Origin of the sequence: Geobacillus sp. BMUD (assembly GCF_013096845.1) — a bacterium.
GTDB lineage: Bacteria > Bacillota > Bacilli > Bacillales > Anoxybacillaceae > Geobacillus > Geobacillus vulcani.
This window is the reverse complement of record NZ_SDLA01000019.1, coordinates 1-25,614: the sequence shown is the minus strand read 5'-3', so window position 1 is coordinate 25,614 and position 25,614 is coordinate 1. Positions and strand designations below refer to the sequence as shown.

The following is a 25,614-nucleotide window of genomic DNA, read 5'->3' as shown; positions in this document are numbered from 1 at the left end:
CACTATGCACATCATCAGATTAGAACATCAGCCGCTTCCGCCCTGCAGTTCCAGCAATTCGCTGACCGTAGCCAGCTTGTACCCTTGCGCATGCAACTCGGCTGCAAGGATACGGACGGCTTCGATCGTTTGTGAGCGATCCCCAAATCCATCATGAAAAAGGAGGATGCTCCCGTTTTTTATATGGCCGCGAGTCTTTCGAACAATATAATCAACGCCCGGTTGCTCCCAGTCTCGCGCATCGGTATTGAGCGCGCCGATCATTTGGTAGCCGAAATGACTGCAGAGCGAAACGACCGTTTCGTTATAGTTAAGATAAGGAGGACGGAAGACAGCGGCCTTTGTACCGGTCATCTCAGCGATGATCGCATCCGCCTTCCCGATTTCTTGTAAAATTTCGTCTTTCGGCACGGAAGTCAGATTGGCATGAGAATACGTATGGTTGCCGATTTCATGGCCTTGTGCCTCGACGGTTTCCACCACTTCTGGATACTTTTCCATATGACTGCCAATCATAAAAAAGGTAGCCTTTCCGGATACCTTTTCCAATATTTCTAAAACGTCAAATGTATAAACTGGATTCGGGCCGTCATCAAACGTTATGGCAACCACTTTATGAGGCGTCTCAACACATTCAATCATCTTCGGCTGCAACATGATCTTCTCCCTCTCTTTATTCGGCGATGCCAAACCGATAGACCGTCGTTGATACCCGCTCCTTGCCAGCCGGCAATACGATCGAGGGAAACTGCGGATGATGAATCGCATCCGGCAACCCTTGCGTTTCTAAGCAAATGCCGAGATGTTTCCGCGACGGCACGCCGCCTACATCCATTCCTTCCGGCAACTGGTTCGATGTGTACACGACCACGCCGACTTCGTCCGTCTCCACCGTCAACGTTCGTCCGCTCTCTCGGTCGGCAAGAACGATTTCCTTGTCATGATGCCGGTCGAGCCAAAACGGATGGTCATAGCCCCCGCCGACGAGTTCGATTTGCGGATGCCCGGATGCAACCGCCTCCCGGATCATCTTTCCGTGCCGCAAGTCAAACGGCGTGCCGGCGACATCCAAGACGCGCCCGGTCGGAATCAGTTGCTCATTTAGCTCGAGCACACGCGAGCTTTGGATCGTCAGCGCATGGTCCAAAATATCCCGCTTGCCGTTGCCGCTCAAGTTAAAATACGTATGATTCGTCACGTTGAGCAGCGTCGTTTTGTCCGAACGGGCTCGGTACGTCACCGTCCATTCGTTGTCATTGTTCAGCCAGTACGCCACTTGCACTTCCAAAGTTCCCGGATACCCTTCCTCCCCGTCCGGGCTTGTGTACGAAAAAACGACGCCGACCGCATCATCGCGTTGAACGGTCTCAGCCTGCCAAAGCACGTGATGGAAGCCATTCGGACCACCGTGCAGATGGTTGTTGTTTTCGTTTTTCGCCAATTGATACGTGATTCCATCGAGTTCGAAGCTCGCCCCGCAAATGCGCCCCGCCACGCGGCCGATGACCGCGCCAAAGTACGGCGCGTTTTCGATATACGGTTCAAACCGGTCAAACCCGAGCACGACATTTTCGATGTTGCCGTTTCGGTCAGGAACTAGCAGTTTTGTCACGATGCATCCGTAGTTTGTCGCCGACAGTTCCATGCCATATTCATTTGTCAACGTGAATAACAGAACCTCTTTTCCGTTGAAGCGAGACCATGGTTTTGTTGCAATCCGCACTCCTCTCCCCCCTTCCAAAATGACGAACATGTTTGATTCATTTTTATCATACTACGTTCTAAATAGTTTGTATATAACACAAACAAACAAATCTATCAACCAGCCAAAGCGCAAAACATTCATGAGCAACCATTGCTTCTCACCCCGAGCATAAACATGACGCTTTTCACAGACAAGAACCATGAGAAACGGTTGGCCTGGTTCTCATCCGGCGATGAACATCACCGCTCACCGATGTGATTGTCGCGCCAAAGGGTGAAGAACATCACCCTTTTACCGAACCAGCCACGAGTCCTTCAATAATTCGATCGCTCAAGAATAAATACACAATCAAGATCGGCAAAATGCTGATTACCAAAGTCGCGCCGATCGCGCCCCAGTCAGTGAGATATTGACCGACAAAATTGTTGACTCCGACTGTGATCGTTTTCCATTTTTCCGAACTGATGAACGTGTTGACAAACACAAACTCATTCCAATTGTAAATCATGTTGATAATCGCGGTAGTAGCGAGAACAGGCGTCGTCATTGGCAAGGTGATGCGGAAAAAAATGCGATGAACAGAGCAGCCATCCATTACTGCTGCTTCCTCGATTTCCCGCGGCAATGACTGATAAAATCCTAACAAAATCATAATCGTAATCGGCAAATTGAATGTCGTATAGGAGAGAATAATCGAAATCGGATTATCGATCAAATTGATTTTATTGTAAATATTAAACAATGGGATGAGTGTCGAATGAAGCGGAATCATGTAAGCAATCATAAACAAGGCCAACACCGCGCCTTTGAATTTCCACTCCATTCTCGTCAAGGCAAAAGTGACAAAGCTGGCTAAAATCAACGTCAATACAACAGCAACAATCGTATACCAGACACTATTGAAAAAGTATTGGTTAATCCCCCCATCAAACCACGCATTGATATAATTTTCCCACCGCGGAGATTTCGGCAAAGCGAACGGAGACATTCCAAATACTTCTTGATTCGTTTTCAACGACAGCAAGAATAGCCATACTAACGGGTATAATTGAAGAAGCGCGACAGCGATCAATACAGCATAAAGAATCGCTATTGCTATTCGCCGTAAAGGAGAACGATGTTCGGTATTTGCGATGTTTGCTTCTCTCATGGTCAATTCTCCTTTTATCCCTGATTTACTCTCAACATTTTTTGAATCACCCATGTCGCTCCCATGCTAAGGATCAGCAACCCAAACCCGATGGCACTTCCATACCCAAAGTTGAACTTCCCAAACGCTTCTTTATACATATAAGAAGCAATGACTTCCGTAGCATGCCCCGGGCCGCCTCCGGTCATGACGTAAATCAAATCAAAATATTTCAAAGACCCCACAACGGCTAGAATCACCAATACTTTTAACACTCCAGAAATAAGAGGCACTTTAATTTTATAGGCGATTTGAAAAGCATTGGCGCCATCGATTCTTGCCGCCTCAATCAATTCTTGAGGTACATTGATCAAAGCGGCATACATGATGATGATGTAAAATCCCGCATACTGCCAAACAATCGGAATGAACACCGAATACAACGCCATCTGAGGATCGGCCAACCAAAGCGGAGTTTCCTTTACCCCTATCATCGATAACAAGCTGTTGATCAATCCGTTCATCGGATCAAAAATCTTCATCCAAAGCTGAGCAATGGCGACCGACGACATGAGCATCGGGATAATGTAAATTTTTCGAAACAGATTCGCTCCCTTCAGCTTGCTGGCCAATAGTAAAGAAACGATTAAATAGCCGATCAAGCTGAGAACGGAAAATAACGCCAACAAGACGGAGTGCCATGTGCTTTCCCAAAACAGTTGATCATGGACCAGCTTTTTATAATTTTCCAGGCCGATGAACTTCATCTGGCCTACCCCGCTCCAATCCATCAGTCCATAATATCCCGTCAGCACAATCGGGATATAAATTAAAAACAAGACGAGAAGAAGCGACGGCAGAACATAAAGAATTATGGCTGTTTTATTGGACATGACGTTTTTCATTGCTGATAACTCCTTCTTTGCAAATAAGGGGGCATAGGTTACCACTGATGCCCCCAAAGTGCGCATTTTTTTATTTATTGGCTTCCTCAGCCAGCGCTTCATCATGCTGTTTTGCAAATTCTTCTGGAGTGATTTGTTTCCCAAACAAGGCTGTCATTAAGTCATGATGCAGTTCGGAAACATTCGGGCTCGCTTGGGTGTCAAACCAAGTCGTAATGTTGGTGGCGTTATTGATGTCATGCAACACATCCAGATACATTTTCGGCACGTTCAATCCTTCCGTATTCACCTTCGTGGCCGGTAAAATTCCTGCGCCTTCCACTGAGCGTTTGCCCCATTCTTTGACAAGGTACACCGCGAAGTCTTTCGCTTGTTCCTTATGCTTGGAATTTTCCGCAACAAACGCGCCTAAGCCAGGACCACCGACATAGCTGTTGATATCCGTGCCTTTTCCGCCTTCATACAGCGGGAATTTAAAGTAACCGACTTTGTCTTTAAACTCTTGCGGGACATCCGGGCTGGTCGTAAAGTTGGGCAACTCCCATGTCGCCGTTAGGAACATAGCCGCTTTTTCGTTGAGGAAATAGCCTTTGGCATCGTCATTGGAGAAGGCTGTATTTCCTTTCACAAAAAAGCCCATGTCAACAAGGTTTTGAACTTCTTTTGCCGCTTTGACAATAGCTGGATCGGACATTTTCACTTTTCCTTGAATGACATCCGTCAAAATCGTCGGGCCGCCGATCCGGTCAGCAAGGTACATAAACCACATCGATGCCGGCCACCCGTCTTTCGAACCAACCGTTGCCGGAATCACTCCATGCTTGATCAACGTTTTTCCGATGTTTTTCAAATCTTCGAACGTTTTCGGTTCTTGAAGGCCATATTTTTTGAAAATCTCTTTGTTGTAGAAAATGTACGTAATATTCATCTCCATTGGAAGCGCATACGATTTGCCGTTAAAGGTATACGCTTCTACCGTTCCAGGTACGAACTGGTCTTTAAATTCTTTTTCGATTATATCATTTAGTGGCGCAAATTGTCCGCCGGTCGCGTACGGCTCAGCGAAGCCGTTAGACCATGTCAGTCCTACGTCAGGCAATTCATTCGAGGCAGCCAGCACTTTCAATTTATCTCGATATTGATCCGGGTTCAGCACTTCCACATCAATGACGACATTCGGATGTTTCGCTTCATAATCTTTAATAATCTCTTCCACCAGATTGTAGTAAGCGGTCGAACTGCCTTTGGGCCAATCGTGCATGAACTTCAAATGGATTTTCCCGTCTCCGGATTTCCCTCCGTTAGCAGAATCACTAGACGAAGAAGAACAACCGGACAACGCCAATCCTGCCATCAACATCAACAAAGCCAGCCATGTGAACGCTTTCTTTTTCACAAACTGTACCCCCTTCTCTGTTCTTTGCTTGCAAATACAGTCTACCATCATCGCGAAAGGGGAAAAAGGCAACAACCATTAGGAAAAGTACCAGTATTTTTAGATTATTTTTCTTTTTGCCTTTTTCGATAGCTGCTTGGAGTCATCCCCTCCATTTCCTTAAACAGTTGAATAAAATATTTCGCGGTTCTGTAACCGCACTCTTCGGCAATTTCCGCGACCGGGATATCCGTCGTCACGAGCAGCTCCTTGGCCCGTTGCATCCTTCTTCTTGTGAGATATTCACTGAATGTAAGCTTCATCTGTTCCTTAAACAGCGTGCTGAAATAGCTTGGATTGAGATGGACATGCTCCGCCACCTCTTTTAGTGATAGATCGTCTTTGAGATGTTGATCAATAAACTGGAGGGCCTCGCGAATCGGCTCGCGAGTTGGAGAATGGCGGTCAAGAGCATTGATCAGTTTATCGTCAACCAGCTGTTTCATTACCCGTTCTCTTTCTCTTTGTTCGGAAATTTGGATCGCTCTTTCTACCGCTTCAAATAATTCGCTTTTCTTTACTGGTTTTAACAAATAGTTTAGCACCCCAAGGCTGATGGCTTTTTGTGCATAGTCGAAATCGGGGTAAGCAGAGATGATGATCACCGCCGGAGAATCATCGTTTTTCCTCAGCACTTCCAGCACATCAAGCCCCGTGATTTCAGGCATCCGGATGTCGGTCAATAACACATGCACCCGCTCTTGCCGCAAAATGGCAAGCGCTTCTTGACCGTTGTCAGCCGTGATAATTCGATGCTTGCCAGCGCCCCATTTTTCCAACAACCGTTTCATTCCTTCTCGCGCCCTTGGTTCATCATCGACAACTAAAATCGTTTTCTCATACATTTTTTTCACCTCCATTAATAGGAATTTGGATCGTGACTTTTGTGCCCTTGTTTTTCCAGCTGTCAATCGTTAGGCCAGTGTTCGTTTCGTCCCGATAATAAAGTTGAAGGCGCTTTTTGACATTATACAAAGCCATTCCTTTTCCTTTTTTAGACACCAGGCCCCCTGTATCCACAGCCTGTTTCACCGCCTTGAGCGTTTCTTCGTCCATCCCGGCTCCATCATCTTCCACAATGATCTCAAGATGACGATCCAAACCAGGCTTGACAGTGACCGTAATCGTACAAGGAGACGATCGGTTTTCCAATCCGTGGACGACCGCGTTTTCCACTAACGGTTGAATGATTAACTTTGGAATCCGTACTTGCTCCCATTCCTTTGACAGCCATAGCTTCCATTTGATCCGATCACCAAAACGGAATTTGACAATCTCCATATAATTTTCGATGTGGCAAAACTCCTCTTTCAATGTGACCCAGTCGTCGTTCGCATGCCGGCTGATCGTATAGCGAAACAGCTCTGACATGGAAACAACGACATCGGCCAGCTCTTCTTCCCCTTTTTCTTCTAATGACCATCGCAACGACTCCAGCGTGTTGTATAAGAAGTGGGGATTGATTTGGGCCTGAAGCGCTTTCAATTCACTTTGGCTGCGAACGATCTCTTTTTGATACACCATCTTCATCAAGTGATTCGTCTCTTTTACCAATTGGTTATAGGTGCTGTTCAGCTCTCTGATTTCATTGACTGTAACCATTTGCGGGTCAACAGCTAATAACCGTTCATTCGCCAGCCGCATCGTTTTGGTCAATTGAACAATCGGACGTGTAATAACGGTTGACAGAAGCAATGAACATAAAAAGTAAACAAGCATCCCGATGATGCCGGCGAAAATGATCCCTAGCCGAATCCCGTTCATTCCCTTGGTCAGAGCGCTGACAGGAGTCAATATGAAAACGGTGAATCCTTTGTTGGAAGACTGTTTTGTCACCATATATTCGATTTGATTCATGATCGTTGCTGTCCGCTCGTTTAACGAAGATAGATCGATGGAGTGGGGAGTGTTCGAAAAAATCATTTTCCCTTCCGGATCGGAAACGAAGACGTATTGCCCCGTGTTCACCTCAGTAATTGAAAAATATGGTTTATAAATGCGGACAAGCAAGTACCCCCCGTTGACAAACTGGCGCTCCATTAACGTAATGCGGCGAATCGCCAAATAAAACTGAGAATTCCGCGGATCTTCTCCGATCCAAACGAGCCTTCCTTTGGCCCGATCGGCTTCATAAATCCATTTGACATTGAGGCGTTCAAACATCTTCATCGAACTGTCTAAAGGAAACACTTGCTTCAAATCTTCTGTATAGAGTTCAACGGAGTAAATGCCTTCAGAGTTGGCTTGGATATTATTGACCACACTTTTTAGCCTTTGCAATTCCGGAAACGTCACTTTCTCTCCCGAATGGATTCGCTCAAACAATCGCTGGACTTCTCGATTGGTCATCATAAACTTTGTCGCTGTATTCAGCTGTTCAAACAGTGAATCGATTCGGCCGCTCGTTTCCATCGCTGTCTGCTTGATTTGGCTTTCCGCGTTATGGCGAATCAACAAGGACACTTGCTTGAGGGTGATCATGCTGACGAGAGACAGCACAATCACCATGACAAATAGGAATACGACCAAGATTTGATTTCGCAGCGTGTTCCATTTTTTTAAGTAGCTGAGCATGGCCTGTACCTTCCTACTATGAAAAAGAATATGTGAAAGAAACACCTCTTTCATTAACTAGTATAGTAGTTTCTAAATAATTTGTATAGCACACAAACAAAGGGAGTCAAAACAAAAGCTGGTCGTCTGCGGCTCGTAAGCCGTCCGACCAGCCCCCTTCATTCCCTCAACAGACATTCGTTTAAACAATAGAGCATCGTGAAACGATTCGGGCGCAACCGATGGGCTTCTTTCAAACCACGCTCTACTAGCCAGTGGTCGATACCGAGCTGTTGTGGCGCAACCGCCCCATCTACTCTCTCTACCATTGAGCGAAGACGCTCTGGGGACGGCAATGATTCAAGCAGCTCCCGAATAGAAGCGGTATGCGCTTTGAGCCGTTCCCATATCGTTTCGTCCATGGACTTTCGGCATTTTTCTAATTCACTTAACAAAGGCCAAAAGACACGTTGATAGTGCTCCACAATGATCGGAGTCGATACTCCCACTTTTGCGCCATGGAGCACTTGCCGTTTGTTCTGGCGCAAAAATTCCATTTCCCAATAGTGGGAAAGGTGGTGTTCAGCGCCCGAAGCGGGGTACGATTGACCCATGAGCAACATGGCGATGCCCGACTGCAACAGCGCATCCATTAATACACGAATTCCTTGTTCACCGCCATCGGCAATGTCATCGAGGTGATCGACACACGTTTGCAACGACTGTTCTGTCAACTGATGGACGAATGGGCAATACGGCTCATCCATCATCCAATGGGCAAACTGCCAGTCGGCCAATGACGTATACTTCGCCAGCATATCACCAAACCCAGCAGCGATCATCGCTTTCGGCGCATTCCGCAACACTTCAATATCGGCAAACACTGCAATCGGCGCCTGTGCTTGAATGGTTTTTTTCACCCCGCGAATGATGAGCGGAGCACCCATGGATGTAAATCCATCGACCGATGGAGCAGTAGGAACCGAAATAAACGGAACTTTCATTTTATAACTGCCAAAACGGGTAATGTCGTGAATCGTTCCCGCCCCTACGGCAATGAACGCATCGACATCGTCCGGTGTTCCTAGCAGCACTTGCACGATGGCACGCTCATCGGCGATGACATCCCCATTTTCATCCGGTTGCACGAAGCATACCTTGCAGCGAATCGATTCATTTTCCAGCTCATCACACAATGATTGTCCCGCCGCCGCAAACGTCCGCGCGTCGGCCACCACAGCCACTTTCTTATATCGCTTGTACTGCAAATAAGCTGCCAGCCGTTTGAACGCCTCATGGCTCACGACAATTTGTTCAATCGGAATATCATAATGACGATGCCCGCACTGACATTGCTTGGCTAATGAAACGATGCCGTCCAATGTTTGATTCACTGCATGATCTCCTTCCCTAAGCGGATGATGTCACCAATCGAGTCCAACACATAATCGGGCCGTTCCTTGGCCCGCAATGCGTCAAGCTGACTCCGCTTTGTATTACCGGTCAACACAAGAGCAGTCTTCATCCCATGCATCCGCCCCATGCGAAGATCTGACTCCACACTGTCACCAATGATGAGACAACGGTGAGGCGGCACTTGCAGCTGGCACAAGGCCGCTTCCGCCATAAAGCAAGAAGGCTTACCTAACACGATTTCCACTGTTCGGGCTGTCGCCGCTTCAATCGCCCCGACCATCCCCGCTACATCAATGGCATTCCCATGTTCACTCGGAAACGTTTTATCGATATTGGTCGCCATGATGCGCGCTCCATGCCAAACCGCGCGAAAGGCCAAATCTAACTCTCGATAGGTCACGGTCTCATGCAACGTGATAACGAGAAAGTCCGCTTCCTCCGGCACGGCTGCCAATCGAACGTGGTGGAGGCGCAACTCTTCGCGCAGCCCCTCATCCCCCAGCGTCCAAACTTGACAGAGCGGATAGTGTTGGCGCAAAAATTGCGCCGTGACCGTCGAAGATAAAAGAATCTCCTCCTCTGCCACAGCCACCCCGAATCGTGTAAACTGTTCATAGCACATGCGCCGCGACCAATTGCCGCGATTGCTGACGAACACGATTCGTTTTCCAAGAGAGCGGAGGTAGGCAACCGCCTCCTCCGCCTGCGGAATGAGTTCATTTCCCCTCCATATCGTCCCATCAAGATCAATCAACACCCCTGCGATTTCCTCCATCAAGGGCAATCCACCTCCCATCCGTCTATGATGTCCGCACGCCAAACCGATAGACCGTCGTTGATACCCGCTCCTTGTCAGCCGGCAATACGATCGAGGGAAACTGCGGATGGTGAACCGCATCCGGCAACCCTTGCGTTTCTAAGCAAATGCCGAGATGTTTCCGCGACGGCACGCCGCCTACATCCATTCCTTCCGGCAGCTGGTTCGATGTGTACACGACCACGCCGACTTCGTCCGTCTCCACCGTCAACGTTCGTCCGCTCTCTTGGTCGGAAAGAACAATTTCCTTGTCATGATGCCGGTCGAGCCAAAACGGATGGTCATAGCCCCCGCCGACGAGTTCGATTTGCGGGTGTCCGGATTCAACCGCCTCCCGGATCATCTTTCCGTGCCGCAAATCAAACGGCGTGCCGGCGACATCCAAGACGCGGCCTGTCGGAATCAGTTCTTCGTTTAGTTCGAGCACACGCGAGCTTTGGATCGTCAGCGTATGGTCCAAAATATCCCGCTTGCCGTTGCCGCTTAAGTTAAAATACGTATGATTCGTCACGTTGAGCAACGTCGTTTTGTCCGAACGGGCTCGGTACGTCACCGTCCATTCGTTGTCATTGTTCAGCCAGTACGCCACTTGCACTTCCAAAGTTCCCGGATACCCTTCCTCTCCGTCCGGGCTCGTGTACGAAAAAACGACGCCGACCGCATCATCACGTTGAACGGTCTCAGCCCGCCAAAGCACGCGGTGGAAGCCATTCGGTCCCCCATGCAGGTGGTTGTTGTTTTCGTTTTTCGCCAGTTGATACGCGATGCCTTCGAGTTCAAAGCTCGCCCCGCGAATGCGCCCCGCCACGCGGCCAATGACCGCGCCAAAGTACGGCGCGTTTTCAATATACGGCTCAAACCGGTCGAACCCGAGCACGACATTTTCGATGTTGCCGTTTCGGTCAGGAACGCATAGCCTCGTGACAACACATCCATAGTTCATCGCCGACAATTCTACGCCGTGATCATTGGTCAATGTAAACAAAAGCACGTCTTTTCCGTTATATCCAGCCCATTTCTCATATGTCACTTTCATGTTGCTTCCCCTTCCTTATAACCTTACGATGTTTCCCGTCTTCATCGATGTGCGGCAAGCGTCGAGCGCCCGCGCTTGTTTGATCATGCGCTCTGGCGAATACAACAGCGGTGTGCCTTCAAGAACAGCGAGCGAGAAGTGCTCGATTTGCAGCGCGTATTGATCGCCTGACACCGTTTCCTCATGCTCGCTTCCATCAGCCGTTACGATCGTAATCCGCCCCTCACCGCCATCGACATCCGGCCGATACGCCCGCGAGACAACGATTTTTCCCTTCGTGCCCACCACTTCGTATTCGTTCTGAAAGAGCATGTCAAAACTGCACGTGAACTGCGCAAGCACACCGTTTTCCATCCTCATCCAACCATTCGTCGTTACATCGACCGAACGGTGCGGATCAAAATGGGATTGAACAAATAATTCGATTGGTTCGACGCCAAGGATGTGTCTTGTTGAGTGCACGCAATAGCAGCCGACATCGAACAAGCTTCCCCCGCCAAGCTCAGGGTTCATGCGGATATTCGTTTCCCGGTCTTGCAAATAAAAAGAGAAATGGGCACGCATGTACGTGATGTCACCGATCTCACCGGCAGCGAGAAGCTGTTTGACGCGCCCATGCTGCGGATGAAACTGATACATGAACGCTTCCATGAATAAAACATCGTTTCTCTCGCACGCCTCGATCATGCGTCGGACATCCTCTTCACATAAGGCAGCCGGTTTTTCGCAAAGCACATGTTTTTTCTTCTGTGCCGCTTTGATCGTCCATTCCGCGTGCAGGCTGTTCGGAAGGGGAATGTACACCGCGTCGACGTCCGGGTCATCAATCAGCTGTCCGTAGCTGTCATACGCCTTCGGAATGCCGAGCCCCCGCGCCGCTTCGCTGGCCTTCCCCCTTTCACTGGCGATCGCCACGACTTCGGCGCGATCCGTCCGGCGAATGGCTGGAATCATCACGTCTTTGGCGATGGCCGCTGTACTCATAATACCAAAGCGAACTTTACGCCCCATGTTTCGTCTCTCCTTCCCGTTTTCAAAGGGAGAGGCTGGCCATCAGACCAGCCTTCATTTCCTTATCGTTTTCCTAAACGAATCACATTCCACGATAACTTCGACAACGTCGCCGACACTTTCCCGCCGGACAGTTGAGCATCGCCGTTGCGGTGCGGAACGACCGGGGAAGATTGCGCGGAATTCGTTTGTTTCACGTTTTCATGTTCCAATACGATATGTTCAATAACGCGATAATCGTCAAAATGGCGGACATCGCATTCAAGCAATAACGAATCGTCCATATCACGGTTGACCGCAAAAATCGTCACTTCTTCTTTTTCTTCATTGTAAACAGCGATCGACTCTAAATACGGAACATCTGTGAAGTCTTTGCTGTCGTATTTCGGGCTTGAAATAACTGGGTGCAACGCCACCCCTCTGCCGTAAACCGAGGCATGCATAAACGGATAGTAAATGGTTTGCTTCCATGCCGGCCCGTTCGGTTCCGTCATGATCGGTGCAATGACATTCACTAACTGAGCCAAGCAGGCGATTTTCACCCGATCGGCATGTTTCATGAGCGTAATGAGCATGCAGCCGACAAGAAGCGCATCTTCAAAGTTATAAATATCCTCCAACAAAGGCGGCGCGACGGTCCACGGTTCAATTTGCTTATCCGCCTCATTCGAGTGGTACCATACGTTCCATTCATCAAACGAAAGATGAATCGTCTTCTTGCTTCGTTTTTTCGCCTTCACGTAATCAGCAATGGCCACAACCGAACGGATAAAATCATCCATTTCCAGCGACAGCGCCAAATAATTCGCCGTGTCATTATCTCGATTTCCAAAGTATTGATGGAGGGAAATATAATCGACATGCTCATACGTGTGATCAAGAACCGTCGCTTCCCATTCCGCAAACGTCGGCATATTTCTGCCTGAACTTCCGCACGCAACAAGTTCAATGGTCGGATCTACCCATTTCATCACTTTGGCCGCTTCACAAGCGATTCGTCCGTACTCAACGGCCGTCTTGTGGCCAATTTGCCACGGACCGTCCATCTCATTGCCTAGACACCATGTTTTAATTTTATGCGGCTCTTTATAGCCGTGGGAAATGCGCAAATCGCTGTAATACGAGCCCGACGGGTGGTTGCAATATTCAACCAAGTTGCGTGCCGCATCAATGCCGCGCGTCCCTAAGTTGACGGCCATATTCACTTCGGCTCCGACCATCTTGGCCCAATCGACAAATTCATTCAAGCCAATTTCATTCGTTTCCACTGACTTCCATGCCAAATCAAGCCGCCGCGGCCGCTTTTCTTTTGGCCCGACTCCGTCCTCCCAGTTGTAACCGGACACAAAATTCCCGCCCGGATAACGGATAATCGGCACTTGCAGCTCTTTGACCAGCTCGATGACATCTTGCCGGAAGCCATTTTCATCGGCCTGCGGATGGCCGGGCTCATAAATCCCTCCGTATACGGCACGGCCGAGATGTTCGATAAACGAGCCATAGATGCGTTTGTCGATTTCGGCGATTTTGAAATCTTTTTCGATGATCATGGTTGCTTTTTTCATCCCCATATCACTCATACCCCCTTCTATAGTCGATTACCCTTTCACTCCTCCAACCGTTAAACCAGAAATAAAGTAACGTTGGAAGAACATGAATAATACAATAATCGGAAGAATCGTTAACAGAGATCCCGAAATTAAAATATCATAGTTATTGCCATAAGGAGTTAACAACCCAGATAAACCGATTGGCAAGGTGAACATATCCTCCGTTCGTAGAATAATTGTCGGCCATAGAAAGCTATTCCAGTAACCCATTGCCTGTAAAATAGCCATCGCTCCAAACGCGGGCTTCATCAACGGAACCATAATGCTGAAAAAAATTCTAAATTCCGAACACCCATCTATTCTAGCTGCATCAAGCAATTCCTTCGGCAACCCTAACGCGTATTGTCTAAAAAAGAAAATAGCGATAGGGGCTACCATGGTAGGAACAATAACTCCCCAGTATGTGTTAATCATTTTGAAGGACACCATCAATTTGTATAAAGGTAACATCAAAATTTCAGTCGGAATCATCATGACAGTCAAGACAAGAATAAAAATTACATTTCTGCCCTTGAAATTGTATACTGCCAACGCATATCCAACCATAGAGGAAAATAGTAAAGATAACACAGTTCCGACCGCAGTAATAATCAAACTATTTTTATACCAAGTCAGATATTTTGCCCCTTCTTGGAAGAGGTAAATGTAGTTCTTGAATGACAGCAAATGTGCCTGTAATTTTAAATTTAACCCATATCTAAGCAGCTCCGTAGACGGCTTAAAGGATGCCAGTAATAACGCAAAAAACGGGAAGAGTGCGACAACAGCAAAAAGCGACAACATTAATACGACTACCGCCTTTGCAACTGGGTGAATTTTTGCTGTCTCTGTCATTCTCTATCCCTCCTTCCTGAAGGCTCCGGTAACCTTCAACTGAATAATATTAATAACAAATACGATGATTAGCAGCACAATCCCGACAGCAGAACCGAATCCCATATCATTGTTCATAAAGCCTTCTTGGTAAATATAACCTACTAAAGTAAGTCCAATATCACCAGGAGACTGATTTTGCCAAAACACAAAACTCTCCTCGTACATTCTAAACCCGCCAAAAATACTAATCGTTAACACATAAATTACCACTGGCTTTAAAAGTGGAAGTGTAATATAAAAAAACTTCCTAAATGCCCCAGCTCCGTCCATTTCTGCCGACTCATAAAGTTCCTTTGGGATATTTTGCAACCCCGAGAGAAAATACAAAATATTCACCCCTAGCCACTTCCAAGACGCTAAAAATACCATTAAAAACATTCCCGTTCCCCAATGCATTGTCCACTGCTGGGGCGGCAGCCCTAGCCATTTCAAAAGCGTATTCGCAGGAGCTGATTCCAACTCCCCGAAGATTAAACGGAACACTACACCAACTACGATAGTAGAAGTTAGAGCTGGTATAAAATAGGCAGAGCGAAAAAAATTACGTCCCGGTATAGCCTTAGAATTCAAGATGACCGCTAGCACTAAAGGAAGCGGGATCAGAATAATTAGTGTCCAAATAGTGTAAATTGTTGTATTACGCAAGGCTGCATAAAAATGCGGATTGAGTAATTTTTTGTAATTTTCTACCCCAATAAATTTTGTTTCTCCAGGTAATACTTCTTGAAAACTCATTATGATCGTCGAAATGGAAGGATAAAGGAAAAATAGTAAAAAGGACAGGATAAACGGTGATACAAAAATATACGGAGCAGCCTTTTGAGAAAAAATAATCCCGTTTCCTGTTCGTTTCCGGGGTACTGTTTGCATTGAGTAGACTGGTTTATTTTCCACCGCGATACCCCTCCCGATTTAATCGTTGTATCATCCCCGAGCCAAAAAACATAGAGTGGTGAGGGGAGACGTCGTGCCGCGGCATCAATCAAATCCCCCCTCTATCATTCAAGCTACTCCTGTTTATTGTTTTCTCATTTCATCTGCCACTTTTTTCAGAGCTTGCTCTGGGGACATGCTCTTTTCTTTTAAAACCTTGTACAAAACTGTTTGGACCACTAACTCATTCATTTTTGGAGTGTTTTCAGTCACTGTCGGCGAATTGATTTCGTCTTTCACACTCATAAGAACATCGAAAATATAATCTCCAAAGTATTCTGTATATTTATTCGGCTCTTTCAGCGCAGGATCACTCCAAACATCCCAACGAATCGGATCAAATCCAAGCTGTTTCCAAATTTGGATGTTAGCTTCCTTAGATAATTTAGCAAACGCTAAAAACTCCTTCGCCAGCTCTACATTCTTACATTGGTTAGTGATAGCGGTTCCAGTGCCGCCCATGCCTGCCGACCGCTTTCCATCTGCCGTCCATTTTGGCATCGGTTTAATGATTATTTTCCCTTTTAAATCTGGCATGTAGTCGGTAAACCGCACCATGTACCACATCGGCATCACAACAGATGCAGCCCCGCCTTTATTCATAAACCCATAATATTCTTCTGCATGATGGTTCCCACCCGGAGCAGCTATAGCAATTTTTTCATCTAACAGTTGTTTCAAAAATGTTAATGTTTTTATGTTGATATCTTTATCTAAAATTACCTTTCCGTCCTTATCGTAAAAATCAGATCCTTGTTGTACAACTAGGGGCCAGTAAGTCCATGGACCGTCTGTTTCAATTGTCATCATCGGCTTTCCTGTAGCGCTAACTACCTTCTTACCTGCCTCTCTAAAATCATCCCATGTAACGATTTCGTCGGGATTTACCCCTGCTTTATCCAATAATTCTTTATTATAGTAAATGACGGTCGCACCGACGTGAAAATCAATTCCATAGTACTTTCCATCTTTAGAGTAGATATCGAATCTTGATTGAATAGCTTTGTCTTTTACGGGGTCTATAATGTCATTTAACTCTACTAACTGCGGTTTTCCTTTTAAATAGTTGGAGAAACGAGAAATCTCAATATCTACAATGTCCGGCGCTCCTACTCCGGATTGCAAAGATAAAAGCAGTTTGTTATGCATGTCATCATACGGATAAGTGGTAGTTTCTAGCTGAATCTTTTTGTCAGGGTGTGTTTTATTCCACTCATCAGCCATAAACTCGAAAAACTTTGCATGTTGCTCTCCAAATGTCCATAATGTCAGTTTAGTGGCACCATTTGCGCCTTTGCTCGATTGACCAGAATTGCTTGAGTCACCTGAACAACCAGCTAAAAACGTTGATACAGCCATAAATAAGACTAGTAGCAATAAAGACCACTTTTTCATCGGTTTACCTCCCCCCTGATTTCAAGCGCGGGTCAACTACTGTTTACGCCATGTTGCTACTATCGTTGAAAACGCTTTTAAAACTAACCACCTCTCCTCCCTAGTTTATTTCAAATCCTTTTTATAAGGATTCGAAAACAATTTGGCCTTACAAATATTATGTTTTAGCCTGACCGTGTTTTATATTGTACGTATAACTTTTAACTTCATTGTACCATTGTGTATATTTTTTTCAATAAAAAATTTAAAAAAATTAAGAAATATTTTTATCCAAGTTAAATTGATGCCAAAAGTTGTCCATATAACTGCCCTTGCGTTGATTACTTTGCTTACACATTCAAGATCACCTCCTCTGTTAAATTGCCAACTTTTATATATGATAAAAACCAAGGACATGAGCCCTCCTTCCAGCCCATGTCCTTGGTGTCGTGCCGTATGGATTTGCACGCTTACACCTTACCGTCCCCGCCAGAATACTTCATTCCATCTTAGTTCGTTCTTGAATGAGGAGACGGACGTATGTTCATTGATCACGACGCATTCAATGCCGGTCATTTCCGCAAAGTCTTGCAATTGTTCTGTTGTAACCGCAAATGAGAAACACGTATGGTGGGCGCCGCCGGCTAAAATCCATGCTTCGGCCGAATCGCGCAACGACGGGCGCGGTTTCCATAAAATGCGGGCGACCGGCAATTTCGGCATGTCGTGTTCTGGTTTCACCGCATCGACTTCATTGACAATGAGACGGAAGCGGTGCCCTAAATCAATCAGGGAAGCATTGACCGCCGCGCCCTCGCCGCCGTCAAACACGAGGCGGGCTGGATCTTCTTTTCCGCCAATCGAAAGCGGATGAACTTCGATGCGCGGCCGCGTTGCCGCGATCGTCGGACATACTTCGAGCATATGAGCGCCGAGAATCAGTTCGTTGCCAGGCTCAAAGTGGTACGTGTAGTCTTCCATGAACGACGTCCCTTTGCCATCGGCCATCACTTTCATCAACCGGACGAGGGCGGCCGTTTTCCAATCGCCTTCGCCGCCGAATCCATATCCTTCTGCCATGAGCCGTTGAACCGCAAGTCCTGGGAGTTGCTTCATGCCATGCAAATCCTCGAACGTCGTCGTAAAGGCGGTGAAGTTGCCATCTTGCAAAAAGGCTTTTAACCCAAGCTCGATCCGAGCCTGCTCACGGATGGACTCGCGAACCGGTCCATCTTGACGGCCGGCAGGCACCATGTCATACAGTTCGGCGTATTCATCAAGCAGTTCGTTAATGCTTTGTTCAGAAACATCGCGAATCGATTGCACCAAATCCCCAACACCATAACCGTTGACCGACCAACCGAATTGAATTTGCGCTCCCACTTTGTCCCCTTCCGTTACCGCCACTTCGCGCATGTTATCGCCGAAACGGGCCACTTTGAGCTGGCGGCTTTCCGCAAAGGCGACGGCCGTCCGCATCCATTTCGCCAGCCGCTCGCGGACTTCTGGGTCTTCCCAATGACCAACGACCACTTTCCGGGCCACTCCCATTCTCGCACCGATAAATCCGTATTCCCGGTCACCGTGAGCCGATTGGTTTAAGTTCATAAAGTCCATATCGATGCTGTCCCATGGAATATCACGGTTAAACTGCGTATGAAGATGCAATAACGGTTTTCGCAACTCCAACAGGCCGCCAATCCACATCTTCGCTGGCGAGAACGTATGCATCCAAGTAATGACTCCGGCGCATCGTTCGCTCGCATTCGCCTCCAGGCAAACGCGCCGGATTTCCTCTGGCGTCGTCACGACTGATTTGAAAACGAATGGGAACGGAAACACCGAATCGCGATTCCATTCATTGACCATGATTCTTGAATGTTCTTGGACTTGTTTTAACGCTTCTTCTCCGTACAAGTGCTGGCTTCCTGTCACAAACCAAAATTCATAAGGCCGTAATGATAACATGATTGCCCCTCCCGATTCACGATAAAGTTATTGATTCTTTCGCCGCCCTTGCGGTTTCTTTCCAATGTTTAAGCCGCTTCATCACATCGTTTTCCCCGCGGCCGAAGTAGTCGTGCAGTTTCGAATATTCTCGATACAGCTGTTCATAAATGGCGACATTCTCCGGAATCGGTTTGAACGTCTCTTCACGCACTTTCCCCATGTTTCGTGCCGCTTCCACAATGGATTCATAACCGCCGTTTTCTTTGCCGGCCGCAACCGCTGCGAACATGGCAGCCCCGACTGCCGGGGTTTGCTTGGACGCCGCAATTTTAATCTCACGGTTGGTCACATCAGCATAAATTTGCATGAGCAACTTGTTTTTTTGCGGCAATCCGCCGCACGCGTACAGTTCATCTACGTTGACACCGTTTTCAACAAAGGCATCGATAATTTTGCGCGTGCCGAAGGCCGTTGCTTCAAGCAATGCGCGGTAAATCTCTTCTGGTTTCGTCAGCAACGTATAGCCGATGATCAGCCCGGTTAAATCGGTGTCGACCAATACGGAACGGTTCCCGTTCCACCAGTCTAACGCGAGCAGTCCGGTTTCCCCCGGCCGATAGGCAGCGGCTCGCTTTTCCAGCCACTCATGGACACTAACTCCCTCTTTTTCCGCCGCTTCTTTCACATAGGCCGGAACACCTTGTTCAACATACCAAGCGAAAATGTCGCCCACCGCTGACTGCCCGGCTTCATAGCCGAAATATCCCGGAATGATGCCATCCTCGACAACGCCGCACATTCCTTCCACATACTTTTCTTCCGTACCAAGCAACATATGGCAGATCGATGTGCCCATCGCCATCACCAGTTTGCCTGGTTCAACGACCCCGACACCCGGTACGGCCGCATGGGCATCGACATTGCCGACGGCAACGGCGGTTCCCGGAAGGAGGCCCATCATGGCCGCCATTTCCTTCGTCAGCACCCCTGCTCTTGTGCCGAGCGGAACGATCGAGCCGCGCAGTTTCGTTTCTGTTAAGTGTTCCAGCCGCGGGTCGAGCGCCCGGAAAAACTCCTTGCTCGGATAGCCGTCTTGTTTATGCCAAATCGACTTATAACCGGCCGTGCAGCTGTTGCGCACCAGTTGACCGGTCATTTTGAAGATCACCCAGTCGGTTGCCTCTAAAAAGAGATCGGTTTGGTCGTAAATATCCGGCGCTTCGTTCAGAATCTGCCAAATTTTCGCAATCATCCATTCGGATGAAATTTTACCGCCGTATCTCGGCAAAAACGCTTCGCCCCGTTTGGCGGCGATTTCATTGAGCAAGTTTGCCTCATCCTGAGCGGCATGGTGCTTCCACAATTTCACCCAGCTGTGTGGGCGATGTTTAAACTCCGGTTTCAAGCAAAGCGGCTCGCCGGAAGCATCGACCGGCAGCATCGTGCAAGCGGTAAAATCGATCCCAACCCCGATCACATCCGCCGGGTTGACCCCTGACTTTTGCAATACAGCTGGAACGGCGGTCGCCAACACTTCGATATAATCGCCCGGGTGCTGCAGTGCCCAGTCTGGTTCTAGTTGTACGTTCGATTCCGGCAACACTTCATCAATGACTCCGTGAGGGTACGGGGTGACATGGTCCGCAATTTCGTTTCCTTCCAGATCAACAAGAACGGCGCGTCCCGATTCCGTCCCATAGTCGATGCCGATGACATACTTTTTCCCCATCGCAGTCTCCCTCCCTTATTGGCCATAGTAAGCGTTTACGCCATGCTTGCGTAAATAATGGCGGTCAAGCAGCGACTGGCTGATCGGCTGTGCATTTGGATTGAGCATGTACGTTCTTGCCGCCATTTTCGCCACTTCTTCCAAAACGACAGCATTGTGGACGGCATTGGCCGGATCTTTGCCCCAAGCAAATGGTCCATGGCCATGCACCAAAACACCCGGTACTTGCAACGGGTCGAGAAACCGGAACGTTTCGGTGATCACTTTGCCGGTTTCAAGTTCGTACGCCCCTTGAATTTCCTCGCTGGTCATCGGCCGGGTGCACGGAATTTCGCCATAAAAATAGTCAGCATGCGTCGTCCCCAACGCTGGAATCCCTCTCCCGGCCTGTGCCCAAACAGTCGCCCAAGTCGAATGGGTATGGACAATTCCGCCGATTCCTGGAAATTGTTTATACAGCCAGAGATGGGTCGGAGTGTCCGACGACGGTTTTAAGGCTCCTTCTACCACGTTGCCGTTTAAGTCCACAACCACCATATCATCGATGGTCAGTTTGTCATACGCCACCCCGCTTGGCTTAATGACAACCAACCCGCGCTCCCGGTCAATCCCGCTCACATTTCCCCACGTAAACGTCACGAGGCGGTATTGCGGAAGCTGCAGATTGGCCTCCCATACTGATCGTTTCAGCTCCTCAAGCATGGCCTCCACTCCCTATGAAAAATCTCCTCACCTCCATTATAATATTGTACGTACAATTTTTCTATACTTTTTGTAAAAATACGAACATATTTTTATATTCCTTTTGTAGAGTTACGGATGATTAACTCAGGCTTATAAATCATATCTCCGATTTTTTCAGCGGCCGGCTGCTCGATCATTTGAATCAACAACCGCGCCGCTTCGATCCCCATTTCCGTTTTTGGATGGCGAATCGTTGTCAACTTCACTTCCGTCGCTGTCGCAAACGTCGAATCATCGAATCCGACAATCGAAATGTCATCAGGAACCGATAATCCTTGTTGGCGAATGACATCAAGAAGCAAAATCGCCAGCTCATCATTGTAGCAAACAAACGCTGTCGGCCGCTCCTCTTTCGGCCGTTGCAAAAACTCCCGCGCCACCTCAAGCGGTCTGGTCGTTTTCTCCTCGGTTGTGTAGGATAGAAGATACTCCGTCGCCACGGGCACCTCGTGTTGCTGATGGGCACGAATAAACCCCCGCAAACGATCCACCCCTTGCAAATCGTCCGTTTTAAAGAAACCAGCGATTCGGCGATGGCCTAAACGAATGAGGTGATCCGTCAATAAAAACCCGCCTTCTTCGTCATCCATTTTCACGCATGGACAGCTCACTTCCAAATAGCGGGCGTTGATCATCACATACGGAATATGGTGGTTGTTGAGCGACAAGTAGTAGCCTAAATTAGGGTTTCCTTGCGCGCTTTTCGTCGGCTCGATGATCAGCCCGCTCAACGGCTCTCGAATCATCTCCTCAAGCCGTTCTTTTTCTCTCTGTTTATCGTTATTTGTGCTCGCCAACAAAAGGCGGTACCCTTTTTCCCGCAACGTCTCTTCCGCACCGCGTACAATATGAGGGAAAATATAATCGGAGATATAGGTCGTCACGATCCCGATCGTTTTCGTGTCAACCTGTTCTTTCGGCTTCGGCCGGGACACAAATGTGCCGCTCCCTTGGATTTTGTACAGCCATCCTTCCTTCTCAAGCTCACCGAGCGCCTGCCGAACCGTATGGCGACTTAACTGAAACTGATTGGCGATTTCATGCTCAGTCGGAATTTTCTCATCCGGCTTTACCTTGCCTGAAACAATCCATGATAAAATTTCTTGCTTTAATTGCGCATATTTGGGCAGCGTTTTCTCCTTCATAGTCCACCTCAACGATAAAATAATGAGATATAAATTAATTTTATTATAGCAGTTTTTATTTGTCCGTATCATTGTGCTAAGAGCAGACGGCGGAAAATATATGAGGTGCCTGTACACGCCCTTTTTCGAACGAAAGAGAACAAGGGGAGAAAACGCTCCAACCTCCAAAACCACTTGAAATGTGACTCGACATACGGATCATATGAACCGATCGAACTCTTTTCGAGCATAAAAGCCTTTTGTCCGCCTTTTGACCATTTGACAAAAAAGCCAAGCAATGCGCTTGGCCCTTCGCTCTTGCATTAAGCGGCTTTGTTTTTGTTGTAAATATCAAAAGCGACAGCAATAAGCAATACAAGCCCTTTAATGGCCTGTTGCCAGTCAATCCCCAACCCTAACAACGACATGCCATTGTTCATCACACCCATCACAAGACCGCCGATAATCGCTCCCCCGATCGTGCCAACACCACCATAAGCGGATGCGCCTCCGATAAAGCATGCCGCAATGGCATCGAGTTCAAACAAGTTTCCTGCTTTTGGCGTCGCGGCATTAAGACGGGCGGCAAAAATCAGCCCGGACAAGGCAGCCAGCACACCCATGTTAACAAACACCCAAAATGTGACGCGTTTCGTTTTAATGCCGGACAATTGCGCAGCCTTCTCATTACCACCAATCGCATAAATATGGCGGCCGACGACCGTCCGATTCGCCACAAAGGAATAAATGATAATCAACGCGGCCAAAATCACCAAAATCGTCGGGATTCCTTCGTACGTGGCTAAAATATAAGTGAAAATCATGATCACAGCGGCGATCGCAGCGAGTTTCAACGCAAACATCGGCGCAGGAACGACGGCAAACCCATATTTCTTCTGGTTGTTTCGTTTTCTCCATTCCAGTGCAATAAACAAGAGGGAAGCAGCAACACCGATCACGATCGTGAACAGATGAATCGCTCCGCCATGAAATACGTCTGGGAGAAATCCAGAGCTCATGTTTTGAAATGTTTTCGGAAACGGAGCGATCGACTGTCCTTCCAAAATAACCATTGTCAACCCCCGAAACAGCAACATCCCTGCCAATGTAACAATGAACGATGGGATTTTTACGTACGCCACCCAAAAACCTTGCCACGCACCAATCAAGGCCCCGAGTAATAAACAAATGAGCATTGTCAACCACACTGATGTCTGGTGCTGAACCATCAGAATGCCGGCCAATGCCCCGACAAAAGCCGCGACCGATCCGACAGACAAGTCAATATGTCCAGTGATAATGACAAGCATCATGCCGACAGCCAGCACCAAAATATAACTGTTTTGCAAAATTAAGTTCGTAATATTCAATGGCCGCAACAAAATGCCCCCAGTTAACACTTGGAACAATAACATAATCAAAATGAGAGCGATCACCATGCTGGAACTTCTCATATTATTTTTGATCAACTGACCGAACGATAACCGTTGATTTTCTACAGATTGCCCCGAGGAATGATGCACTGCTTTCCGCATTGGTGCTTCCATTTTATGCTCCCTCCTGAATCGCTGTTTTCGTCATGAGCCTCATCAGTTTTTCTTGGGTCGCTTCTTCCCGTGGCACCTCGCCAGTGATTCTCCCTTCACTCATCACATAAATTCGATCGCACATGCCAAGAATTTCCGGAAGCTCGGACGAGATCATTAAAATGCCTTTCCCTGCATCGGCTAGCTGCTGAATGATTGTGTAAATTTCATATTTCGCGCCGACGTCAATTCCCCGTGTCGGTTCGTCAAGAATCAAAATATCGGGCTCAGCGAAAATCCACTTGCTCAGCACCACTTTTTGCTGATTTCCCCCACTAAGGGCTTCTACTTTTTGAAATACGCTTGGCGTTTTAATTTTGAATTGGTCACGAAATCGCTCCGACTCAACAATTTCTTGATTTTCATCAACGACCAAATGACTCGAGATTTTACTTAAACGTGAAAGGGTAATGTTTTTCCTGATATCTTCCATTAAGATAAGCCCGTTCCCTTTGCGGTCTTCTGTTACATAAGCAATTCCATTAGCAATGGCCTTGCTGACATCACTGACATCGATTTTGGACCCGTTTTTCCATACTTCGCCACTGATTTTCTTTCCGTATGACCGACCAAAGATGCTCATGGCCAATTCCGTTCGTCCCGCCCCCATGAGGCCAGCGATCCCGACAATTTCTCCTCTACGAATCGACAGATTGACGTCATCAATCACCTTGCGCTCGGAGTAAACGGGGTGATACACCGTCCAATTTTTCACTTCAAATATGACTTCGCCGATCTTCGGTGTTCTTGTCGGATAACGATTGGTTAAGTCGCGCCCAACCATTCCACGGATAATCCGGTCTTCGGTCACTTCATCATGTTTCATATCCAACGTTTCAATCGTTTTTCCATCCCGTAAAATCGTGATCGAATCAGCGACTTTAGCAATTTCATTTAATTTATGGGAAATAATAATGGCCGATAAGCCCTGTTGTTTCAATTCCAAAAGCAAATTCAGCAAGTTTTCGCTGTCATCTTCATTCAAAGCCGCTGTCGGCTCATCCAAAATAAGCAATTTGACTTCTTTGGCCAATGCCTTCGCGATTTCCACAAGTTGCTGCTTGCCGACACCAAGTTGGCCGACCGGTGTATGCGGTGACTCCTCTAATCCGACTTTCTGCAGCAGTTTTTTTGTTTGAGCAATCGTTTCATTCCAGTTAATGATGCCTTTTTTCGCTCGTTCATTCCCTAAAAAAATATTTTCGGCAATAGATAAATACGGAATCAAGGCCAACTCTTGATGAATGATAACAATTCCTAACTGTTCGCTCTGTTTAATATCTTTAAATCTACATACTTCACCTTTAAATAAAATTTCTCCGTCATACGTGCCGTACGGATAAACACCGCTCAACACTTTCATTAATGTCGATTTTCCTGCCCCGTTTTCTCCACAAAGCGCGTGAATTTCTCCTTCCCGCACCTTTAAGTTCACATTATCAAGCGCTTTTACTCCAGGAAATTGCTTCGTAATCCCCCTCATTTCTAAAATAAATTCAGCCATCTTCTGTTGCACCCCTTGTCAGAGAGTTACGGATATAAGGGGTTGCAGATCCCCCGAGTTCGACAGTGACTAGGCAAACAAAATGCCTCTAATCCCTTGATACCAAAGGGCTCAGAGGCATTTGGGCATACTTCGGGCGTGTATCTAGGTGCGAGGATGGATGCCTAGAATCTTCGG

At 47.4% G+C, this 25,614-nt stretch carries 21 protein-coding genes; all 21 read right to left on the bottom strand.

Going from position 1 to position 25,614, the window contains the following annotated elements:
* Positions 1-27 precede the first annotated feature (27 nt).
* Positions 28-642: a polysaccharide deacetylase family protein gene (locus ETC05_RS15505; RefSeq protein WP_084177502.1), complete on the bottom strand. Its 615-nt coding sequence runs from the start codon at positions 640-642 to the stop codon at positions 28-30.
* Positions 643-673: 31 nt separating this feature from the next.
* Positions 674-1,723, bottom strand: a complete 1,050-nt coding sequence (locus tag ETC05_RS15500; RefSeq protein ID WP_031409211.1) for an aldose epimerase family protein — start codon at positions 1,721-1,723, stop codon at positions 674-676.
* A 265-nt stretch (positions 1,724-1,988) separates the two neighbouring features.
* Positions 1,989-2,855 (bottom strand): carbohydrate ABC transporter permease, encoded by an 867-nt coding sequence (locus ETC05_RS15495; protein WP_031409209.1) that lies wholly within the window; start codon positions 2,853-2,855, stop codon positions 1,989-1,991.
* A 14-nt stretch (positions 2,856-2,869) separates the two neighbouring features.
* Positions 2,870-3,739, bottom strand: a complete 870-nt coding sequence (locus tag ETC05_RS15490; RefSeq protein WP_031409207.1) for a carbohydrate ABC transporter permease — start codon at positions 3,737-3,739, stop codon at positions 2,870-2,872.
* 70 nt (positions 3,740-3,809) lie between these two features.
* Positions 3,810-5,135, bottom strand: a complete 1,326-nt coding sequence (locus ETC05_RS15485; protein ID WP_031409205.1) for an extracellular solute-binding protein — start codon at positions 5,133-5,135, stop codon at positions 3,810-3,812.
* A 104-nt stretch (positions 5,136-5,239) separates the two neighbouring features.
* Entirely contained in the window at positions 5,240-6,019 is a 780-nt protein-coding gene (locus ETC05_RS15480) for a response regulator transcription factor (protein ID WP_031409204.1), read from the bottom strand.
* Complete coding sequence (locus ETC05_RS15475; protein ID WP_171661378.1) at positions 6,012-7,748, bottom strand: sensor histidine kinase; 1,737 nt, start codon at positions 7,746-7,748, stop codon at positions 6,012-6,014. Before ETC05_RS15475 ends, ETC05_RS15480 begins: the two co-directional genes overlap by 8 nt.
* A 158-nt stretch (positions 7,749-7,906) precedes the next feature.
* Positions 7,907-9,121 (bottom strand): sn-glycerol-1-phosphate dehydrogenase, encoded by a 1,215-nt coding sequence (locus tag ETC05_RS15470; RefSeq protein ID WP_031409200.1) that lies wholly within the window; start codon positions 9,119-9,121, stop codon positions 7,907-7,909.
* Positions 9,118-9,918 (bottom strand): HAD-IIA family hydrolase, encoded by an 801-nt coding sequence (locus ETC05_RS15465; RefSeq protein WP_031409198.1) that lies wholly within the window; start codon positions 9,916-9,918, stop codon positions 9,118-9,120. Before ETC05_RS15465 ends, ETC05_RS15470 begins: the two co-directional genes overlap by 4 nt.
* A gap of 25 nt (positions 9,919-9,943) precedes the next feature.
* Complete coding sequence (locus ETC05_RS15460) at positions 9,944-10,996, bottom strand: aldose epimerase family protein (protein WP_171661377.1); 1,053 nt, start codon at positions 10,994-10,996, stop codon at positions 9,944-9,946.
* Between the two features lie 15 nt (positions 10,997-11,011).
* Positions 11,012-12,007, bottom strand: a complete 996-nt coding sequence (locus ETC05_RS15455; RefSeq protein ID WP_171661376.1) for a Gfo/Idh/MocA family protein — start codon at positions 12,005-12,007, stop codon at positions 11,012-11,014.
* A gap of 62 nt (positions 12,008-12,069) precedes the next feature.
* Positions 12,070-13,578, bottom strand: a complete 1,509-nt coding sequence (gene arfA / locus ETC05_RS15450) for an arabinosylfuranosidase ArfA (RefSeq protein WP_031409191.1) — start codon at positions 13,576-13,578, stop codon at positions 12,070-12,072.
* 27 nt (positions 13,579-13,605) lie between these two features.
* Positions 13,606-14,451, bottom strand: a complete 846-nt coding sequence (locus tag ETC05_RS15445; RefSeq protein ID WP_031409189.1) for a carbohydrate ABC transporter permease — start codon at positions 14,449-14,451, stop codon at positions 13,606-13,608.
* 3 nt (positions 14,452-14,454) lie between these two features.
* Positions 14,455-15,363, bottom strand: a complete 909-nt coding sequence (locus ETC05_RS15440) for a carbohydrate ABC transporter permease (protein ID WP_031409187.1) — start codon at positions 15,361-15,363, stop codon at positions 14,455-14,457.
* Between the two features lie 147 nt (positions 15,364-15,510).
* Positions 15,511-16,821, bottom strand: coding sequence for an ABC transporter substrate-binding protein (locus ETC05_RS15435; protein ID WP_171661375.1), 1,311 nt, complete (start codon positions 16,819-16,821; stop codon positions 15,511-15,513).
* A gap of 456 nt (positions 16,822-17,277) precedes the next feature.
* Positions 17,278-18,768, bottom strand: a complete 1,491-nt coding sequence (araA, locus tag ETC05_RS15430; protein ID WP_031409180.1) for an L-arabinose isomerase — start codon at positions 18,766-18,768, stop codon at positions 17,278-17,280.
* 16 nt (positions 18,769-18,784) lie between these two features.
* Complete coding sequence (locus tag ETC05_RS15425) at positions 18,785-20,479, bottom strand: ribulokinase (RefSeq protein ID WP_031409179.1); 1,695 nt, start codon at positions 20,477-20,479, stop codon at positions 18,785-18,787.
* Between the two features lie 15 nt (positions 20,480-20,494).
* Positions 20,495-21,181, bottom strand: coding sequence for an L-ribulose-5-phosphate 4-epimerase (gene araD / locus ETC05_RS15420; protein ID WP_031409177.1), 687 nt, complete (start codon positions 21,179-21,181; stop codon positions 20,495-20,497).
* Between the two features lie 92 nt (positions 21,182-21,273).
* Positions 21,274-22,368 (bottom strand): GntR family transcriptional regulator, encoded by a 1,095-nt coding sequence (locus tag ETC05_RS15415; protein WP_031409175.1) that lies wholly within the window; start codon positions 22,366-22,368, stop codon positions 21,274-21,276.
* Positions 22,369-22,670: 302 nt separating this feature from the next.
* A complete protein-coding gene (mmsB, locus tag ETC05_RS15410) occupies positions 22,671-23,894 on the bottom strand; it encodes a multiple monosaccharide ABC transporter permease (RefSeq protein WP_031409173.1) in 1,224 nt (407 codons plus the stop codon).
* Between the two features lies 1 nt (position 23,895).
* Positions 23,896-25,437: a multiple monosaccharide ABC transporter ATP-binding protein gene (mmsA, locus tag ETC05_RS15405; protein ID WP_031409171.1), complete on the bottom strand. Its 1,542-nt coding sequence runs from the start codon at positions 25,435-25,437 to the stop codon at positions 23,896-23,898.
* Positions 25,438-25,614: the final 177 nt, after the last annotated feature.

Bases quoted from the DNA above. Each gene is read 5' to 3' on its own strand.
- ETC05_RS15505 (WP_084177502.1), bottom strand. From the start codon at position 642: ATGATTGAATGTGTTGAGACGCCTCATAAAGTGGTTGCCATAACGTTT.
- ETC05_RS15495 (WP_031409209.1), bottom strand. From the start codon at position 2,855: ATGAGAGAAGCAAACATCGCAAATACCGAACATCGTTCTCCTTTACGG.
- ETC05_RS15490 (WP_031409207.1), bottom strand. From the start codon at position 3,739: ATGAAAAACGTCATGTCCAATAAAACAGCCATAATTCTTTATGTTCTG.
- ETC05_RS15480 (WP_031409204.1), bottom strand. From the start codon at position 6,019: ATGTATGAGAAAACGATTTTAGTTGTCGATGATGAACCAAGGGCGCGA.
- ETC05_RS15475 (WP_171661378.1), bottom strand. From the start codon at position 7,748: ATGCTCAGCTACTTAAAAAAATGGAACACGCTGCGAAATCAAATCTTG.
- ETC05_RS15465 (WP_031409198.1), bottom strand. From the start codon at position 9,918: ATGGAGGAAATCGCAGGGGTGTTGATTGATCTTGATGGGACGATATGG.
- ETC05_RS15460 (WP_171661377.1), bottom strand. From the start codon at position 10,996: ATGAAAGTGACATATGAGAAATGGGCTGGATATAACGGAAAAGACGTG.
- ETC05_RS15455 (WP_171661376.1), bottom strand. From the start codon at position 12,007: ATGGGGCGTAAAGTTCGCTTTGGTATTATGAGTACAGCGGCCATCGCC.
- arfA (WP_031409191.1), bottom strand. From the start codon at position 13,578: ATGGGGATGAAAAAAGCAACCATGATCATCGAAAAAGATTTCAAAATC.
- ETC05_RS15445 (WP_031409189.1), bottom strand. From the start codon at position 14,451: ATGACAGAGACAGCAAAAATTCACCCAGTTGCAAAGGCGGTAGTCGTA.
- ETC05_RS15440 (WP_031409187.1), bottom strand. From the start codon at position 15,363: ATGCAAACAGTACCCCGGAAACGAACAGGAAACGGGATTATTTTTTCT.
- ETC05_RS15435 (WP_171661375.1), bottom strand. From the start codon at position 16,821: ATGAAAAAGTGGTCTTTATTGCTACTAGTCTTATTTATGGCTGTATCA.
- araA (WP_031409180.1), bottom strand. From the start codon at position 18,768: ATGTTATCATTACGGCCTTATGAATTTTGGTTTGTGACAGGAAGCCAG.
- ETC05_RS15425 (WP_031409179.1), bottom strand. From the start codon at position 20,479: ATGGGGAAAAAGTATGTCATCGGCATCGACTATGGGACGGAATCGGGA.
- araD (WP_031409177.1), bottom strand. From the start codon at position 21,181: ATGCTTGAGGAGCTGAAACGATCAGTATGGGAGGCCAATCTGCAGCTT.
- ETC05_RS15415 (WP_031409175.1), bottom strand. From the start codon at position 22,368: ATGAAGGAGAAAACGCTGCCCAAATATGCGCAATTAAAGCAAGAAATT.
- mmsB (WP_031409173.1), bottom strand. From the start codon at position 23,894: ATGGAAGCACCAATGCGGAAAGCAGTGCATCATTCCTCGGGGCAATCT.
- mmsA (WP_031409171.1), bottom strand. From the start codon at position 25,437: ATGGCTGAATTTATTTTAGAAATGAGGGGGATTACGAAGCAATTTCCT.